We start from the raw sequence: 16505 nt of genomic DNA on the forward strand, positions 1-16505 counted from the left end.
TACCCGTAGGGTTCCTCCCCTGAACAGCGCCCGAATATGGGGAGGTCGGCGCGAGTATCGGCGCAGATGGCGGGGTCGCCGTCGAGGTATCGTCGCCCGGTGGCGTCGGCCCAACTCATCTGACGCGGCTCACGTTTGCGAATAGGATCGGCTGCGCCATGGAATACCATCCTGTCGCCGTATAGATCGACGAGGTCATCCAGTGCTTGTCTACCGCGGAGCATGGTGGGCCCGTTCGCGCCTGCCCGCGGTACACGAGTTGAGGCGTTGGAGGTGACCGGGCCGTGGAGGTCATCCGAGAAGGTCAACCCCCTCCGCAGGTCCCGGTCCTTCCGAGAGAGATTTCGCACCGCATCGCCCACGTGGTCCACACTGCGTCGGCACTCCCGGTTAAGCCGCCCCGCAAGGCCGCCGAAGGCATCGGCGATCCGGTTCTTGGCCGCGTCGAATGCTTCGGATGTTTTACGCATATGCAAGTTCTGGACTCGCTGTCGACCGATAATGGAGAGAGGCAGAATGGACTCCAGCGCCGAATGTGTCGCTGATACTTTGCGACATGTTCGGAAAAGTCTCAGTGATCTTATTACTCAACTCGGCGAGACCTTTCTATACGTTCACTTCTTCGATTACAAACGCCTCAACTTCTTCGCCTGCATGCCCTCTCAGCACTCCGTCGCGTTTGTCATCGACCCCATCTGGGCCAAGGCCGCGGTAGGACGTTGTATATTGCGCCCGCCAAGCGGAGTGGCGACGGTTCCGAGGACGGGTGGTTTCATGCTGGCGATAGATCGCTTGGATGGCACGCCGCCTTTCGACGACCAAATCAATTTAATATCCGTTGTCTATCGACATCTCTCGGTTCCCAGACCCGACGCAGGTAGGGTTTCTGAATCACTACGGCGATCACGCGTGATTCCGGCGTGAACACGTCCGTGAGTTCACCCTGGACGATGAGGTTCACTTCGGAGGCCATGTTGATGCCGAGCGGGTCACTTCGCACTACGTCGAGTACTTGGTCTTCCTGATACCAGCGGACCAGTTGTGGGTTGTTCGCGGCGACGAGTGGGAGGTTCGGCTTATCGGCGCTCACCCACATGGTGGCGTCGCCTTGCTGGTAGCTGAGCGATAGGTGCACGATGCCGTCGTCCGCGGCGGCGATGAAGAGCTCGTAGACGTCGGTTTGGCCGCGCTGCGTCTGGGTGGATGTCTGGAATCGCCTGATGTCGGCGAGCTTCGCGTCGCCGTATTTGCCTGGCACCCCGGCAGGGTCTTCGGTATAGGCGAACCAGTGGATATGCGCGAGTTCGTTCGTGGACTGGTTTCGAGCTTGTGAGACGAACGCGACGTAGCTCACCTGCCGCATGCCGTCGGGCTGACCGTCAGTGGCGTACACCTGATGGAACGGGACCACGACGTTGGCTCCTCGCAGCGAGTTCCCTCGGAGGTCGTCGCCGCAGTAAGGTTCCAGCCTCCAGCCGTCGGGGAGCCGCTCCTGGATGGCGGTGGCATCGGCCTTCAGCGCGATCATGGTCCGCGCGCCCGCAATTCCATCGGAATAGTGCAGACCCATTATTTTCTCCTTCACGTCTAGTGGACTTTTCACGCCAGACCGACCGGTGGAATAAATTCCGGTTGATCGGTCCAAGCTGGGACTACGACGGACGGGCCGAGGCAGATTCGAAGTGAGCGGTGGCGTCCCAATTCGAAAATGGTCATGCACGCCATCGTGGCGTTCCGGTCAGGCGAGAACCGGATCGATGAGCGTTTCTCTTGCCGGTCGCAGGCCCTTCAAGCTCAGGTTGGTGTTGTCTGGTTTGTCGGGGTGTTGGTTGGATACCTCGAGGAGACCGGGCTGAGCGGGGTGTGACTATTTTTGGATGAATGCTGCGGCAAAGGTGCGGAGTGTTTCGGGGTTGAGGGCGTCGGCGAATCCCACGATCAGCTCGTCGACTCCTGCTTCTTCGTAGGTGTCGAGTCGTTTGCCGATGGTGTCGAGGGTGCCGATGAGCCCGTAGTCCGCGAGGTTGCCGGGAAAGACCAACGGCGCCCACTCCGGTACAGCTGCTCGTGCTTGTTCATCGCTATCGCCGATGATGCAGTACGACGTGGAGGTCTTGGTGATCGTGGAGTAGTCGCGTCCGACGTCTGTGCAGTGTTTGGCGAGGATGGCGTACTTGCGGGCGACTTCGTCCGGCGGTTCTTGGACGTTGCACAGGTCGGCGTACTTGGCGACGAGTTTGAGTGTGACTTTCTCACCGCCACCGGCGACCATCACCGGAATGCGCGGCTTCTGCACGCCGGATGGCTGGTTGACCACCTGTGTCGCCGTGAAATAGGTGCCGTCGAAGGTGGTCGAGGTCTCGGTCCACATCGAGGTGATGATCTGCAGCGCCTCTTCGAGCCGGCGCAGCCGCTCGGCTGCGGACGGGTAGTCGTAGCCGAAGGCGCGGTATTCGTCTTCATACCAGCCCGCCCCGATACCGAACTTCAGTCGCCCATCGGAGATGACGTCGAGGGTCGAGGCCATCTTCGCCAGCAGGGTCGGGTTGCGGTAGCCGTTACCGGTCACCAGCTGCCCGAGCTTGATCGTTTCGGTTTCGCGGGCCAATGCCGCCAGAGTGGTCCACACTTCGAAGACGTAGGCGCCGGGCGGACCGAAGGGCATGAAGTGGTCCGGCGCCCAAATCGTGTCGAAGCCGGATTCGTCGGCGACGACCGCGAGTTCACGGATCCTCTCGAACGCTGCGACCGGGTCGGTGTAGCCGTAGAACTCCTGGGTGGTGCCCGTCGGGATGTACAAGCTGAGTTTCACGAGGAGGTCGGTCCTTTCCAGTGGTGGGCACGCGCGACGTACCGCATAGCAGCCCGAGGGTGTGCAGGGGTGTCTGGTGTTGAGACCACGCCCACACGGAAAAGGAATCGACAAAATCAGAAGGTCACCTGTGTAGTGATGGAAGCGACTGGCGACTATTGGAAACCGTATTTCTATCTCCTCGAAGACGTACTGGAGGTGATGCTGGTCAACGCCCACGACGCCCGCAACATGCCGGGCCGCAAGACCGATGTGTCCGACGCCGCCTGGCTGGCCGACCTCGTCGCGCACGGGCTGCTGCGCGGATCCCTGGTCCCACCGCCGCCGATCCGGGAACTGCGTGATCTCACTCGCGCCCGCACCGCGCTGACCCGTGACCGCGCACGGCAGGTGCAGCGGATCGAGAAGATCCTCGAGGACGCTGGCATCAAACTGTCCAGCGTGGCCACCGACATCATCGGTGTCTCGGGACGGGCGATGCTCGAGGCGCTCATCGCCGGCTGTGACGATCCCGCCGCGATCGCCGACCTGGCCAAACGGCGGCTGCGGTCGAAGATCCCGGCGTTGACCGAGGCTCTGACCGGTCGATTCACGGCCCATCACGCCTACATGGTCGGAATGCATCTGAACCTGATCGACCAGTACGGGCAGACACTGGCCGATCTCGACGACCGGATCGGCGAGGCGATGGAACCTTTTCGGTCGGCCCGGGAGCTACTGGAGAGCATCCCGGGCTTTTCCCGGATCGTGGCTGAGGTGTTCCTCGCCGAGACCGGCGGCGACATGAGCGTGTTCCCCACCGCTGGTCATCTCGCCTCGTGGGCGGGGACCGCACCCGGATGCAACGAATCCGCCGGCCGGGTGAAGTCGACCAAGACCCGCCACGGGAACCGGTATCTGAAGGGCGCCCTCGGGACGGCGGCGCTCGCGGCGACCCGGTCCAAACAAACCTATCTCTCGGCCAAGTATCGACGCATCGCCGCCCGCCGCGGACCGATGAAAGCCCTTGTCGCCGTCGAGCACTCGATCCTCGTAGCCGCATGGACCATGCTCACCACCGGCGCGTTCTACCGCGACCCCGGACCCGACTACTTCACTCGGCATGTCCCCGCCAAGACCAAAGCCCGGGCCCTCAACCAGCTCGAATCACTCGGCTACCGGGTCACCCTCGAACCACTCACCCGCACCGCATAACTCGCCACACAGCCCGGTCACCGGCCGTGGTCACCTAATTTTCGTGACGGCGCCCCGAGTTCCCTCGGGCGATGTCACCGCAGCCGTATCTATCATGAGGGCTCTCGTGGCCCCACGGTGTCGACGAACCGGTCGACGTCCTGCCTCCGGAGTCCAAACCCGTCCCCAGGCCCGGCGAAAGTCGGGCACTGATCCATGTCCACGCAACGCCAATCCGGGCCAGCGACCTGCAAATTCTGCGCGGACGCTACGGCTTCGCGCCGGAGTTTCCCACCGTCTCGGGTCTGGAATCTGTCGGACGTGTGGTGCCGTCGTGGACGTCAACCGGGCTGCTGCCCGCACTCGATCACCTCAGCGACTTCCAGCGCCTGCCAGCTCATTGCGAACCCGCTGAGCGCACTGCTAATGGTCACCCGCGAACTCGACGTACGGCCCGGCGAATGGCTGCTTCAGACCGTGGCCGGCTCGACCGTCGGCAAGCTCCTCATCCAGCTCGCCAAGCAGTTCGGCTTCCGAACACCACCGTCGTACCCCATCGCGCCGCTGTCGATGAGATCCACGCGCTCGGCGGCGACGAAGTCATCTGCACCGAGGACGAGGACCTGGTCGGCGCGTCACCGAGATCACCGGCGAGACTGGCGTGCCGAAGGCACTCGACTGCGTCTCGGGACCGGTGAGCGCCGCCGTCTCCCCGGCACTCGAGCCCAGCAGCGAACTCATCGTCTACGACGCGCTGTCCGAACACCGTCAGACCGATCCATCGGCGCTGACGATTCCGCTGTGGTCATCTACGACGCCCGGACCATCCGGGCCATTTGACTCTACCGTGGTTCGCCACCACACCACCGGAGCAGGCCCGCAAGTCGCTGGCCGACGTCCGCAACCGGCAACTCCCGGACGAAGTTTCCGCATACCCGATTCCTTTGTCGGCTTCCCCGAGTCTATTTATGTGGGAGCTGTCGCGCGTGACAGCTCCCACTATTCGCCAATTCGCGAGCGAATTCATCCGGTGACACAGAAGCAAAGGAACTCCACAATGAAAATCGCCATCATCGGTACCGGCTTCGCCGGACGGACCCTCGCGGCAGGACTGGCCGAACTGGACCACGAGGTCGTCATGGGCACCCGTGATGTCGCCGAGACGTCGGCTCGCACCGAATCGGACCGAATGGGCAACATCGGGTTCGCCCCATGGGCCCTGGGACAGCCGACGGTGCGTCTTACCACCTTCGACGAAGCAGCGGTCGGAGCCGAACTCGTCGTCAACGCCACTGCTGGCCACGGATCGATCGCCGCGCTGACCCGGGTCGGCGCAGCCAACCTAGCCGGCAAGGTTCTGTGGGATGTCGCCAACCCGCTCGATTTCGCCAACGGTTTCCCGCCCGCCTTGTTCGTAAAGGACACCGACTCCCTAGCCGAGCAGATCCAGCGCGAATTTCCCGACACCAAAGTAGTCAAGGCACTCAACACCATGATCGGCGACCTGTTCGTCAACCCGAAGATCGTCGCCGGCGGCGACCACACCGCGTTCGTCTCCGGCGACGACGCGGACGCCAAGCAGGTCGTCACCGATCTGCTGACCTCCTTCGGTTGGACCGACATCATCGATCTCGGCGAACTAAGCAGTGCACGCGCGACGGAGATGCTGGTGCAGGTCCGGCTTCGCTTGATGAGCGTCCTGGGCACCCCGGTCTCCAACTTCAAGATAGCCCGCTGATCGCACCGTGTGGCCGGGCGGTGTTTCGCGAATGCTCACAGCAATAGGTTAAATCGCGGTTAAATCCGTTGCCCCCGAAAAGAATCGGCCTATATCCGATGGACCTCCAGCATGCCTACCGCCGTGGTTGATGAACGACCATGATCCTCGAAGGGCAGTGATAGATGAGTGCCGATGTTATGGGGGAAGTGCGACCTCGAGAGGGTCGGCGGTGCTGGCAGGCGCGGGAATTCGAGTTCTGGGACCCGGCACGATGGCAACCGCGGGTATTGGCGCAGCGGTTTCGGTGCTGGGTCGACGCCACTCGCCGGCGGCGCAGAATAGTGTGGTTGCTGGCGGTCACTCTTGTGCTGGTCGTCTTCCCGGGGGTTGTCGGCGCGGTGGCTGTGGCGCAGACACAGAGCGGTACGGCGGCGGGTCGGTCCAGCATCGGCATGCTCCAGTGGATGGATGTCCGGGACTCGTCCGGTGTCCGGTTGACCGACTACACGTTCGCGACCAGCCACGGCAGCCTGTTCAGGCCGTGGGAGACGATAGTTTCGATGGTGCTGGGCCTGGAGTTCGTCGGCTACATGGTCATCGTGACCGCCGCGATCTGGTTGATCGGTTTCGCGATCAGCTTCCGGTGGCTGGATCCGTTCGGTCGAGCGTTGACCGGGGTCGCCGACAACCTGACCGGCCAGATCGCCACACCCAGCGTGCTGTTCGTCGCCGCGGCGATCGGCGCGTTCTTCGTCGCCTGGTTCGTGGTGCGCGGACTTTTCGCCAAAGCCACGATGCAGGTTGTGACGATGCTGGGGGTAGCCGTGCTCGGCCCGATCGTCCTGGCTGCGCCACTGGCCGACGTCCTGTCCTCACAAGGCCTGCTCGCGCAAGGGCGCAACCTGGGCATCTCGGTGGCGGCAGGGCTCAACGGCAACGCCAGCCCGAATCCGAGCCAACTGGTCTCCACCATGCAGGGCGATCTAGCCGACAACTTCGCACGCCGCCCGGTGCAGGTGTGGAACTTCGGTCACGTCGTCGACCAGTCGCCGCGTTGCGCTGGCGCTTGGTCGGCGGGCGTCCAATCGGGTGACGATTCCCAGATCGTGAACGGCATGCGGGCCTGTGGCGACTCGGCGGCGTATGGAATGGCCACCAATCCGAGTTTGGGGCAGATCGGCTCCGGCCTGGTGCTGTTGATCTGTGGGACGATCCTGCTGGTGTTCGGGGTCTATCTCGGAATCAAGATCATCTGCTCGATCTACCACGCGTTCATGGCCATCTTCGGTTTCGCGGCAGGCGGTTTCGTCTACGGGCCGACACAAGTATTCCTCGTCCGCAACATCGTCGATGCCTTCGTCGCGGCGGGAAGGATGACGGCTTACACCGTCTTCGTCGGTGTCTACGTATTGTTCCTGGGCAACCTGTTCCGACAGGCCGGAGGCGAGGTCGCGGTGGTGCTCGTCCTCGGCGCGATAGTGGAGATTGTCGCCATCCTCCAACTGAAGCGCCTCAGCGCGGGCCTCAGCCGTGGCAACAACTGGATCGCCAACCGATTCGCCCTCGCGATACAGGGCGCGGGCCGCTCTGGTGGGGGCAGCGGTGCCACCGCTCTGGGAATGGGCAACATGGGGACCGGCCACACCCTGCCGGGGGCCGCGCTCATCGCCGGACTCGCCGGCATCAACACCGTCGCCACCAACCCGATCACCGCGCTGCTCTTCGGCAGGCGGCTCCCGTGGGAACCCAACGCGAAACTGAGGAATCGCTACGAACGGGCAAATTTCACAGCAAATGAAGAGATATATCGGAAAGGCTGGTCGGTCAACGCCGCGCGGACCCGGCAGGGGTATATAGACGCAGCCAGATCAGCCGCCGAGGAACACGGCGGCTACACCCATCGCAGCGCCGCCGCCGCTGTGGACCGCATAATCAATCGCGGCGGAATGCTGGGCGACGTCGCCACCTCCATGATGGACGCCGGCTTCACGGACAAAGAGATGATGGTCGATGCCGTGAGGGCCTACAACTACCGGGAGACGTTCGGTCCGAGCGTGTGGGACGGCGACCCGTACATCGGCGAGGCCGCAGCCTCGATGTCGATCCTCAAATTGGGCCAATCACCGGCGAACATGGCTCTCTTCCAGCACACCGCGCACCGGATGGCGAACCGGCGCTATATCGACCGTGTGCCGTGGTCCGACCTCACTCAGGCCGAACAGGACTACCTCAAGGACTACTTCGAAACTCCCACAAGGGACAAGATCAGAGGCATCGAGGCCCTCGCAAGTGGCAGCCAGATTACTCGAGATCCCGCCACTGGGGCTGTTATACAGTCGAACAACAATTACCCACTGCCGCTCGAGTTCGAGGGCTGGACTCAGGAACGCGGCCTGCTGATGAACAGGTTCATCATGCCCCATCTCAGCCAGAAATACCTGGAGGCCGCCGAAGACGGCGACCTCCGCAAAGCTTCGGAAATATTGCAGACAATGGCGCATTCCGAATACTGGACAGGCAATGTCAAGTTGACCCCGTCAAAGGCGATTCCACGGTTCTAGTGCCCAGCCTACAACGGCAACGACCGGACACCCCGCGTGATCCCGGTCAACTTCCTTTGGACCGGTGACGAACTGGTCATCGGCGCCTTCGCCGGCACCTACAAGGTCCGGGACCTGCGGACCCGTCCCGACGTCGCGATCTGCATCGACACCACCGACAGCCCCCCACAGCGAGGCCCAGGGCGTACTCCCGGAATACGCGACCATGCAGCGCCAGGTGATGGGCGACGAGGCGGGCAACGCCTACCTCAAGGCGATCGACAAGCCCGGCCTGCGGATGGTCCGGATCGGCCTGCACCCGACCTGGGTCGGAGTCCTCGATTTCCAAGAGCGGTTCCCGGGACTTACACCCGAACCCGTCCTGCCCGCGTTCGGCGCCGACCGGTAGCAGAACCGAGACACTGGAAAGCGATGGTGAACCAATGAACGCTCAGACCAACCCCCCGCCGGCTCTTCCCGCCGTGGTTTCACCCAAGGAGTGGCACGCGGCCCGGGACGAGCTCCTGGCGAAGGAAAAAACGTGGCCCATTTGTGGGTCAGTCTCCACATGCATCCACCCCACCCAACTCCGCAACCAACCCCGCGAACACCGCCTCCGACGCGGCGAACGCGCCCCCGGCCCTGTACCCTGACATCGGGCTCCTTCTCTCATCAGGTCTGACTTCAGCAATCAGCAACCTACGAGAAGGAGCCCTTGCCACACCAAACCGACACTCCCGCAACGTCACTCAAACGGAGCCACACCCAACGCTTTTCGAGTTGTCCGGCACGATTAAGGTCACGATAGATCCAGTTCCGTCATCTCCCTCTCGATAGCGTTGGCGGCGAAATCCATCCCCATAGCACGCAATTCGCGAATACGCTTGTGTAGTGCATGAGTTCCTCCTGCTTGGGACGCGATATCAGCCACACTGATCGGTCCCGGCACCGAAGCTGTCGCCAGCCGAAGCCTCATACCATCTCACCTTCCTGCCGGTCGGCTTGAGCACACCGCTGATACAACGAGGTGCGTAGACATGAGGTTGACCCGATAGGTATGGGCTGGACATCGGTAGTCGCGCGGCTCCCGATGTCGGGCAAACACTGTCGCGAACTCGGCTCGGATGTACGTCAGGTGGTCGTCAGACACGGCCGGAAGGGCAATCATGTCACCTCACCGCGTACAGCTGGAACTGGCGACCCGACCGTCTTCACCGGCGGGGATTACGAAGGTGGAGACGGTGGGGGCCGAGTTGGGTGGGGCCGGTGGCAGTCCGAATTTTGGGAAAAGCCGCGGGTCCTGAAACGCGACGATGTTGGCGATGCCTGAGGCGGTGACCGTGAGTACCTGCACGGCATGCGGGTGATATGCGCCATCGTGGCCGCGGGTGTACACCCCGAACGCGGGTTGCCCGTTTGCCGCGGTGGCTATCAGCCGGTTGTCGCTGGCGATCTGGAGGCGGGTGGCCAGAAAACGGCCGACGGTCTCACGGCCGCGGAACCAGGTCGGGAACGGCGGCATCTCCCAAACGGCATCGTCCCTGAGCAGTTTCGTGAGAGCGGTGATGTCGGCGTTCTCGAACGCGGCCGCGTACCCATCGAGCAATGCGCGCCGTCTTGGGTCGGCGGGTTCGGTGAGACGGTCTTCTGCGGGTGCGATCTGGGCGATCTGCGCTCGAGCCCGTTGCAGCGCGCTGTTGACCGCAGCGGTTGTCGTCTCGAGTAGTTCGGCGATCTCGTTCGCCTGCCAGGCAAGTACGTCACGGAAGATCAGTACGGCGCGTTGCCGGGGAGGCAGATGCTGCAGCGCGGCGATGAAGGCCAGTCTTATGCTCTGCCGAGATTCGACGATTCGGGCTGGATCGGTACCGAACAACGCGTCGGGAATGGGCTGCAGCCACGCCGCATGTGGAAGTTCGGCGTCCACTGGTCCATTCGGAGCATTGCTGGGACCGCCCAGGCCCGAAGGTAGCGGTCGGCGCACCCCGCGTTCCAGCGCCTTCAGGCAAACCCGCGTCGCGATCCGGTACATCCAGGTCCGCAACGATGATCGGCCCTCGAACTTGTCATAGGAGAGCCATGCGCGCAGATAGGTCTCTTGGACCGCGTCTTCGGCTTCATCGACCGAGCCGAGCATCCGATAGCAAAGAGCCAGCAACTGGCGCCGGAACGGATCGGTGAGACGAGCGAAATCCTCGCTGGCCGGGAACACATCTATGGCCTGTTGCTTCTGTACCGGTGACACGTCGCTCCTTTTATCGTTCGTGTAGCCGACTGTCGGCGGCATCAAACGGTGATCAATTCCGGTCGACCGCCAACGCGGTATGGGGAGCGCCGCCATCGGCCGACGCTCCCCACTGTGCTGTTGTTATGACGTGTAGGCGTCGTGGAGGCTGAACTCAGTGACGTGGGCCTGCCTGCCGAGGGGGGTCAGGTCGAGGTAGCTGTAGGTGTTGACCAGTCCATCGATGCCGCGTTCGTATGCGGAGTAGGTGTGGTAGACGTCGTCGCCGTCGCGCAGGAAGACGCTCAGGCCCTGCCATTCTCCGCTGATGTACCAGGGCGTGCCCTTCTCGATGAGAGTGGCCTTGTCCTTGTAGTTGTATTCCACCGGAGCGACCGACTCGTCGTTGGTGACGTGGAAGTCGTAGTTGAAGTCGCTGCCGAACGAGGAGTACCACGGAATAGTCCATCCCATGCGGTCCTTGAACGGCGTGAGCGTGCTCAACGGTGCGCGGGAGATGAGTGCGATCGTGGTGTCGAGGGCGTGCAGGTGCTCCTCATGGCTGATGTTGTCCACCAGCAGCGAGCAACTGTTATGCCCGTGGGTGTCCTCGGGTGCAAACATGAAGTGGTAGATGATGAGCTGCCGGCGGCCCTCGAAGATGTCGAGCATGGGTGTCTTCCCGTTGGGACCTTCGAAGACGTAGCCCTTGTCCAGCTTCACCATGGGCAGTTCACGGCGTCGTTCACTGAGGGCGTCCTGCCGGAGAGTGAGCTCCTTCTCGTACTTCAAGAGCTCCTTGCGGGCCGTCAGCCATTCGTCTGGTGATACGACTTTCGGGAGATTCATTTTTCATTCCTTATTGTTTGGATTTCGACGGGCACGCTGGAGCACCGCCCAGGCTTTACCCCGCCAGGAAGCGGTAGGACCCGATCAAGGTGGCGCTCGCCGGCTGCGGTGGCCCTACCACGCGGTCACGGATCCCTTTCTGGAACTCGGCGAAAGCGGGCGACTCCGAGAGCGGGTCGTTCTCACCTTCGATGACCGCGACGTGGACGAAGCTCACACCGTCGGCCAGCCGCAAAGTCATGTAGCGCAGGCCACCCGGATCGTCTCGGTTCAGCCCGGCGAACACCTCCTCCACCAGCCGCTGGTTGTCCTCAGCGGCGTCCGCGCGCGTCTCATAACGCACGACAACCGTCCTGCTCATTGGGTCCTCCTACTTGGCGGTCGCTCTCCCACGAGGCGTGGGCGCCGTCTCGCACACCGCCTAGTCATATAGATCCGGTAAGCGGCCGAAACTCATCGGTCAACGCTGTGATCGTGGCGAGTGTTGGCGGATGCGGAGGATCAGGGTCGCCGCCGCGGCCAGTCGGCGGTGTTCACCCAGGCTCCACCTTGTGCGTGCGCGAGGGACGGCCGACTCCCGCCGTAGGTACGGTCAGAGGCTCAGCGGCATGCCACTAGCAGCTCGCCTGCGAGATCAACGATGTTGACCAGCTCATGAAGCCAGCATCAGCCTCGGCCGGACCGATGAGTCTTCACGCCGCGCCGGATCAATACACGGGCAGCAGCCTGATTGACAGGTTGAAGGCAGCCGCTGCCGGTGGCTGGGGGTCGATGCGTCGATCGCTCAAAGAGTACGGGGCGTTGCGCCGCACGATCTACGTATCCGACCGGTATCTGTTCGACCCGGATTACTACCGGCGCAAGATCACCCGCCAGCTCAACAAGAGCGAATCCATCCACGCCCTCAAACGCCACCTGCTCTACGCCCACGAAGGCGCGGTGCGGGAGACACCTGAACCCAGACCGAGCAGGCATGGTGACCCTGGCCACCAACGCGGTCATCGGTGTGGACGACAAAGTATTAGCCCCCTGTTTCCCTTCGGGTGACGCCTCGCAGGCGTGAAAATAGGGCCGGGTTGCCTGCCGACGCCGACGTTTCCTTGGGTGCGTGAGCCTGTGGATTAGCCTGGTGGCGGGGCTTCGACCTGGAAGGGTCACGCATTGTTGCTTCGAGCACGCCGGTCAGAATTTCGGTTCCCTGTACCGAGGCCCCCGGGCAACCCGCCTTATGGACAACGCGGATGTCGATGGGAGACAAGCGAGTTGAGGACTGGTCCGGAGGAGATTCCCGACGACGACCACGAACTGGTCATCGAGCGGGTGTGCGCGATCGACGTGGCCAAAGCGTCGGGCAAGGTATGTGTCCGGGCGCCACGAGAAGGGCGGCCGGGACACCGCGGCTCTCGGGTGTGGGATGTGGCGGCCACGACCAACGCGATCAGCGAGTTGGCCGATCAGCTGATGGACGAGGGGGTCGAGAAGGTCACCGTGGAGTCGACCTCGGACTATTGGCGGATCTGGGTGCGACGTGAAGTTGCACTGGTTGAGTGAGATAGCCGAATGGAGGGTCGAATGCACGACGGTTAGCTTCGGGCGAGTGCTCAGTGCCTGTCTCCGCTCCTGGCATGCGTCGCTGGTAACGGCGGGGTGTGAAGCCCAGGAGGAAGCCCAAGGGCTGGTGTTCCATCCACCGGTTACAGGCAAGGAGAAGTCCGGAAGGGTGAATATGGTGAACCTCTGTAAGCCTCGTTAGCCAGAGCTGCGGATGATGGGAAGTCCTACCGCAGAGCAGGACCCGTCGCTGTGAGGCGGCAGTGGTGATCGGAGTTCAGATGCCGGTCATGTGAGCACCACGGTCCCGGGGTAAAGGGGGCACCCGACACCGGACGCATCTCACCAGTGTGGAACACGGGAACCCCGTCACGGTCCGGCGGCTGATCAAGTCGTCGGTAGGCCGACCGCGAGGGAGGCGGATAGCCGTGGCGGGAACAGGACGGCCCGAGAAGCCAACGGCGGCTGCCGAAAGGCGACAGGAAATCGACGGCGCGACACCGGCTCCTCCAGCCGGTCGCCGCCGTATAACTGGCCGTATACCAGGCTTAGTGCCTGGCCCCGAAGGGGGTGCTGACGCGGGCCGGGTGGCTCTTTGACGATACGAAACCGAGGACGCGGGAACCGATGGACAAGTTAGGCACCACGACGCGGGAAGCGACGGCCGTGATGGTCGACATCGCGGCGCTCGATGCGCACGGCGACGCGGTGAACGGACCTGAGGATCTGCTCGACTGGGATGGGATCCGATGGTTTCCGCTGGTGGAGCGGGTACGGCGTCTGCGGCAGCGGATCTTCAAGGCGGAGCAGGCCGGCGACCGGAAACAGGTTCGCAATCTGCAGAAACTGATGTTGCGCAGCCGAGCCAACACGCTGGTCAGCGTGCGGCAGGTGACCGAACGTAACACCGGCCGCCTCACTGCGGGTGTGGACGGGCAGGTCGTCTCGACCGGTCCGCAACGGGCAGAACTGGCGATGCTGTTGCACCGTCGGGGTGGGCCCGCGCACGCTCTGCCGGTGCGGCGGGTGTACATACCGAAGAAAGGTGGGAAACGCCCGCTCGGGATCCCTGCCATCGCCGACCGCGCCCAGCAACAGCGGGTGCGCAACGCGTTGGAGCCCGAGTGGGAGGCGCGGCTGGATCCCAAGCAGTACGGGTTCCGACCGGGACGCGGCTGCCACGACGCGATTGTGATGATCCACCGAGCGTTGGCGGTGAAAAACGCCAAGCGGGAGTGGATACTCGACGCCGACTTGAAATCCGCGTTCGATAAAATCGACCACAATTTTCTGCTGGAACGGATCGGGACGTTCCCCGCCAGGGAGCAGATCCGGGGATGGCTGAAAGCCGGTGTGGTCGACAAGGGCCGGTACGCTCCGACCGATGAGGGGACCCCTCAGGGCGGAGTGATTTCACCGTTGTTACTGAACATCGCGCTGCAAGGCATGGAAGAAGCCGCCGGAACTCGATACGACACACGAGGTTTCGTCGAACGCGGGTGCCCGACCACCATAACCTACGCTGACGATTTCGTCGTGCTGTGTCACAGTCGTGAACAGGCGCAGGAGGTTCGGGGGCGGATCGGTGCCTGGTTGGAGCCGCGAGGTTTGGCCATCAACGAGGATAAGACGCGAATCACGCATATAGCCCTGTTGACTGAACTAACTGGGCGGTTCGGGCAGGTGGCGGATGGTGCGCGGTGGAGGCCCGCTAGCTTGCTCGCGTGATCATGGATGAGGGTGCTGGGCGGGATCTTTCGGGTCTGGTCGTGCCGAGGATCGGCAGGTTGATCGAAACGACCGCGGCGAGTGAACGTTATCGCTTGGTGGATGCGGCCGGGGTGGTGGTTGAGCCGGTCGGTGTGTTCTTTCGCGAGTTGCTGGCGTCGGGATGCTCGGTGGCGACGGTTCGGTCTTATGGGATGGATTTGTTGCGCTGGTGGCGATTCCTTGCCGCGGTTGATGTGGCGTGGGATCGAGCGAGCCGGGTCGAGGCACGGGATTTCAGTTGCTGGATTCAGTCGACCGCGAAACCTCGCCGCTTCCAGACTGTCTCGGCGGCAAATGGGAAGACCGCTGGTGCGGTGAACCCGATCACCGGGAAGCCCTCGCGTGATTCGCGGTATGCGGTGGCGACCGTCGCTCACTCCGAAACGGTGCTACGAGGGTTCTATGACTTCCATCTCGAGGCCGGCGCCGGCCCGATCATCAACCCGTTCCCGCTGGACCGGTCGCGGCGTTCGAGCAGGGCCAATGCTCATCACAACCCGATGAACGAGTTCCGTCGAGACCGGGTCGGTCGTTACCGGCCGCGGGTTCCGCAGCGTATTCCGCGGGGGATTCCGGATGAGAAGTTCGATGAGGTCTTCGCGGGTCTGCGCTCGGATCGGGACCGAGCGTTGGTCGCATTCTGGGTGTCGGCCGGTGTCCGCGCGTCAGAGTTGCTGGGGATGCGAGTCGCCGACGTCGATCCTGGCCAGCAGGTGATCACGGTGGTGCGCAAGGGAACTCGGGCAGTGCAGCAGGTCCCGGCATCACCGGATGCGTTCGTGCACTTGCGCATCTATCAGCAGTCGATGCGGGGCCTGGTGCCGACCGGGCGCACGCAGCCATTGTGGTGGACGTTGCGGCGGCCGTTTCGGACGTTGACTTATCACGCTGCGCATCGCATGTTCGAGCGGGTCAATGCCTCGCTCGGAGCGGACTGGACGTTGCACGACCTACGCCACTGCGCGGCCCGCAGAATGGCTGGCGATCCGGAGTTGCCGCTCACGCACGTGCAGGCCGTGATGGGGCATGCCGCGCTGACCACGACACAGCGGTATCTGATCCCCGGCCGTGACGAGGTGATCGAGCATGTCCTCGCGCACCATGCCCGACGGGCCGAGAACCGGGAGAAACCACCATCGCCGCCGACTGGTCCTGCCTACGACCCGCAGTCGCTGGCGATCTTGTGGGGACGGCCGGGTGGCCAGTAGTGACTGCGACCTCGGGCGAGGACCGGGCCGAGACGACCGCGATGGATGTGGTTCGGCACCGCGACGGTGACCGGCTGTTCACCGAAGACATTGCCGCAGAGCAGGATTGGATCGGAGATCCGGCGATACGTCGGTTCCCGGCACGCTCCCCGCAGACGTCGTGGCCACACACCCGCCAGTCCCAGCTGGAAGTGATGCGCCGGTTGGATGTTGCCCCGTTCCGCGCGCAGCTGCGCAAGACGCACTTGCCACGTTTGCGCGGCGCCGGGAAGTTCCTGGACTGGCTGGCCACGTTCCCGGGCGACACGTGGCAGCAGCGGTGGCTGGCCAGCGGTCAGCAACAGTGCTCGGGTTCGGACTGGGCGCGAGAGCCGACCGAGTGGCTGACCGTCCGGGGCGAATCGGCCAACAGGGGCATCCTGGGCTCCGGGCTGATGATCCTGATCTGCGCAGACGTAATCCGCCCCAGCATGGCCTGGTTGATCGGCCGGGGCTCGTGCACGCTGACCACCGGTATGAGCCAATACCGCGATGCCGGCGGCTTCGCCGCCCTGGATCGCGAGATCGCCGCCGACCCCCTGCGTGTCAGGCTGAGTTGAGTCCACTGGTTCACAGCAAATCGGCCTGACGCAGGGCGAGATACGGATCAACTTCTTCA

General features: G+C 63.3%; 12 protein-coding genes and 3 pseudogenes. 10 read left to right on the forward strand and 5 right to left on the reverse strand.

The genetic code is table 11. The features are described from left to right. Positions 1–823: 823 nt before the first annotated feature. Together ACV7NQ_RS44600 and ACV7NQ_RS44605 are read right to left on the reverse strand one after the other, a co-directional pair. Complete coding sequence (locus ACV7NQ_RS44600) at positions 824–1570, reverse strand: hypothetical protein (RefSeq protein ID WP_463365000.1); 747 nt, start codon at positions 1568–1570, stop codon at positions 824–826. Positions 1571–1867: 297 nt separating this feature from the next. Further along, positions 1868–2812: an LLM class F420-dependent oxidoreductase gene (locus tag ACV7NQ_RS44605; protein ID WP_463365001.1), complete on the reverse strand. Its 945-nt coding sequence runs from the start codon at positions 2810–2812 to the stop codon at positions 1868–1870. Between the two features lie 27 nt (positions 2813–2839). On the opposite strand from ACV7NQ_RS44605, the pseudogene ACV7NQ_RS44610 reads away from it, so the two are divergent. The 5 genes and pseudogenes from ACV7NQ_RS44610 to ACV7NQ_RS44630 form a co-directional block, all read left to right on the forward strand. Continuing rightward, positions 2840–4006 (forward strand): annotated as a pseudogene (locus ACV7NQ_RS44610) (IS110 family RNA-guided transposase); the annotation flags it as partial. 188 nt (positions 4007–4194) lie between these two features. Then, positions 4195–4305, forward strand: a pseudogene (locus ACV7NQ_RS44615) (NADPH:quinone reductase); the annotation flags it as partial. Positions 4306–5042: 737 nt separating this feature from the next. Beyond that, positions 5043–5723 (forward strand): NADPH-dependent F420 reductase, encoded by a 681-nt coding sequence (locus tag ACV7NQ_RS44620; protein WP_463365002.1) that lies wholly within the window; start codon positions 5043–5045, stop codon positions 5721–5723. A 329-nt stretch (positions 5724–6052) separates the two neighbouring features. Further along, entirely contained in the window at positions 6053–8266 is a 2214-nt protein-coding gene (locus tag ACV7NQ_RS44625) for a hypothetical protein (RefSeq protein ID WP_463365003.1), read from the forward strand. 205 nt (positions 8267–8471) lie between these two features. Further along, entirely contained in the window at positions 8472–8654 is a 183-nt protein-coding gene (locus ACV7NQ_RS44630) for a hypothetical protein (protein WP_463365004.1), read from the forward strand. 765 nt (positions 8655–9419) lie between these two features. Here the strand turns inward: ACV7NQ_RS44630 and ACV7NQ_RS44635 are convergent. From ACV7NQ_RS44635 to ACV7NQ_RS44645, 3 genes are all read right to left on the reverse strand, one after another. Next, positions 9420–10463, reverse strand: a complete 1044-nt coding sequence (locus ACV7NQ_RS44635; RefSeq protein WP_463366051.1) for a sigma-70 family RNA polymerase sigma factor — start codon at positions 10461–10463, stop codon at positions 9420–9422. A gap of 150 nt (positions 10464–10613) precedes the next feature. Then, on the reverse strand, positions 10614–11318 hold the full coding sequence (locus ACV7NQ_RS44640; RefSeq protein WP_463365005.1) for a DUF899 domain-containing protein: 705 nt from the start codon (positions 11316–11318) through the stop codon (positions 10614–10616). A gap of 55 nt (positions 11319–11373) precedes the next feature. Then, a complete protein-coding gene (locus ACV7NQ_RS44645; protein ID WP_463365006.1) occupies positions 11374–11679 on the reverse strand; it encodes a hypothetical protein in 306 nt (101 codons plus the stop codon). A 353-nt stretch (positions 11680–12032) separates the two neighbouring features. On the opposite strand from ACV7NQ_RS44645, the pseudogene ACV7NQ_RS44650 reads away from it, so the two are divergent. The 5 genes and pseudogenes from ACV7NQ_RS44650 to ACV7NQ_RS44670 all read left to right on the forward strand — a co-directional run. After that, positions 12033–12340: pseudogene (locus ACV7NQ_RS44650) on the forward strand (Tn3 family transposase); the annotation flags it as partial. Positions 12341–12581: 241 nt separating this feature from the next. Next, complete coding sequence (locus tag ACV7NQ_RS44655) at positions 12582–12869, forward strand: hypothetical protein (RefSeq protein WP_463365007.1); 288 nt, start codon at positions 12582–12584, stop codon at positions 12867–12869. 627 nt (positions 12870–13496) lie between these two features. Beyond that, positions 13497–14597, forward strand: coding sequence for a reverse transcriptase domain-containing protein (locus ACV7NQ_RS44660; protein WP_463365008.1), 1101 nt, complete (start codon positions 13497–13499; stop codon positions 14595–14597). 59 nt (positions 14598–14656) lie between these two features. Continuing rightward, on the forward strand, positions 14657–15847 hold the full coding sequence (locus ACV7NQ_RS44665; RefSeq protein ID WP_463365009.1) for a tyrosine-type recombinase/integrase: 1191 nt from the start codon (positions 14657–14659) through the stop codon (positions 15845–15847). Next, on the forward strand, positions 15847–16446 hold the full coding sequence (locus ACV7NQ_RS44670; RefSeq protein ID WP_463365010.1) for a hypothetical protein: 600 nt from the start codon (positions 15847–15849) through the stop codon (positions 16444–16446). The genes ACV7NQ_RS44665 and ACV7NQ_RS44670 overlap by 1 nt, the downstream gene beginning before the upstream one ends. Positions 16447–16505 lie beyond the last annotated feature (59 nt).

It is taken from the genome of Nocardia sp. Tas62D01 (assembly GCF_055232035.1).

Bases quoted from the DNA above. Each gene is read 5' to 3' on its own strand.
- ACV7NQ_RS44600 (WP_463365000.1), bottom strand. From the start codon at position 1,570: ATGGGTCTGCACTATTCCGATGGAATTGCGGGCGCGCGGACCATGATC.
- ACV7NQ_RS44620 (WP_463365002.1), top strand. From the start codon at position 5,043: ATGAAAATCGCCATCATCGGTACCGGCTTCGCCGGACGGACCCTCGCG.
- ACV7NQ_RS44630 (WP_463365004.1), top strand. From the start codon at position 8,472: ATGCAGCGCCAGGTGATGGGCGACGAGGCGGGCAACGCCTACCTCAAG.
- ACV7NQ_RS44640 (WP_463365005.1), bottom strand. From the start codon at position 11,318: ATGAATCTCCCGAAAGTCGTATCACCAGACGAATGGCTGACGGCCCGC.
- ACV7NQ_RS44645 (WP_463365006.1), bottom strand. From the start codon at position 11,679: ATGAGCAGGACGGTTGTCGTGCGTTATGAGACGCGCGCGGACGCCGCT.
- ACV7NQ_RS44660 (WP_463365008.1), top strand. From the start codon at position 13,497: ATGGACAAGTTAGGCACCACGACGCGGGAAGCGACGGCCGTGATGGTC.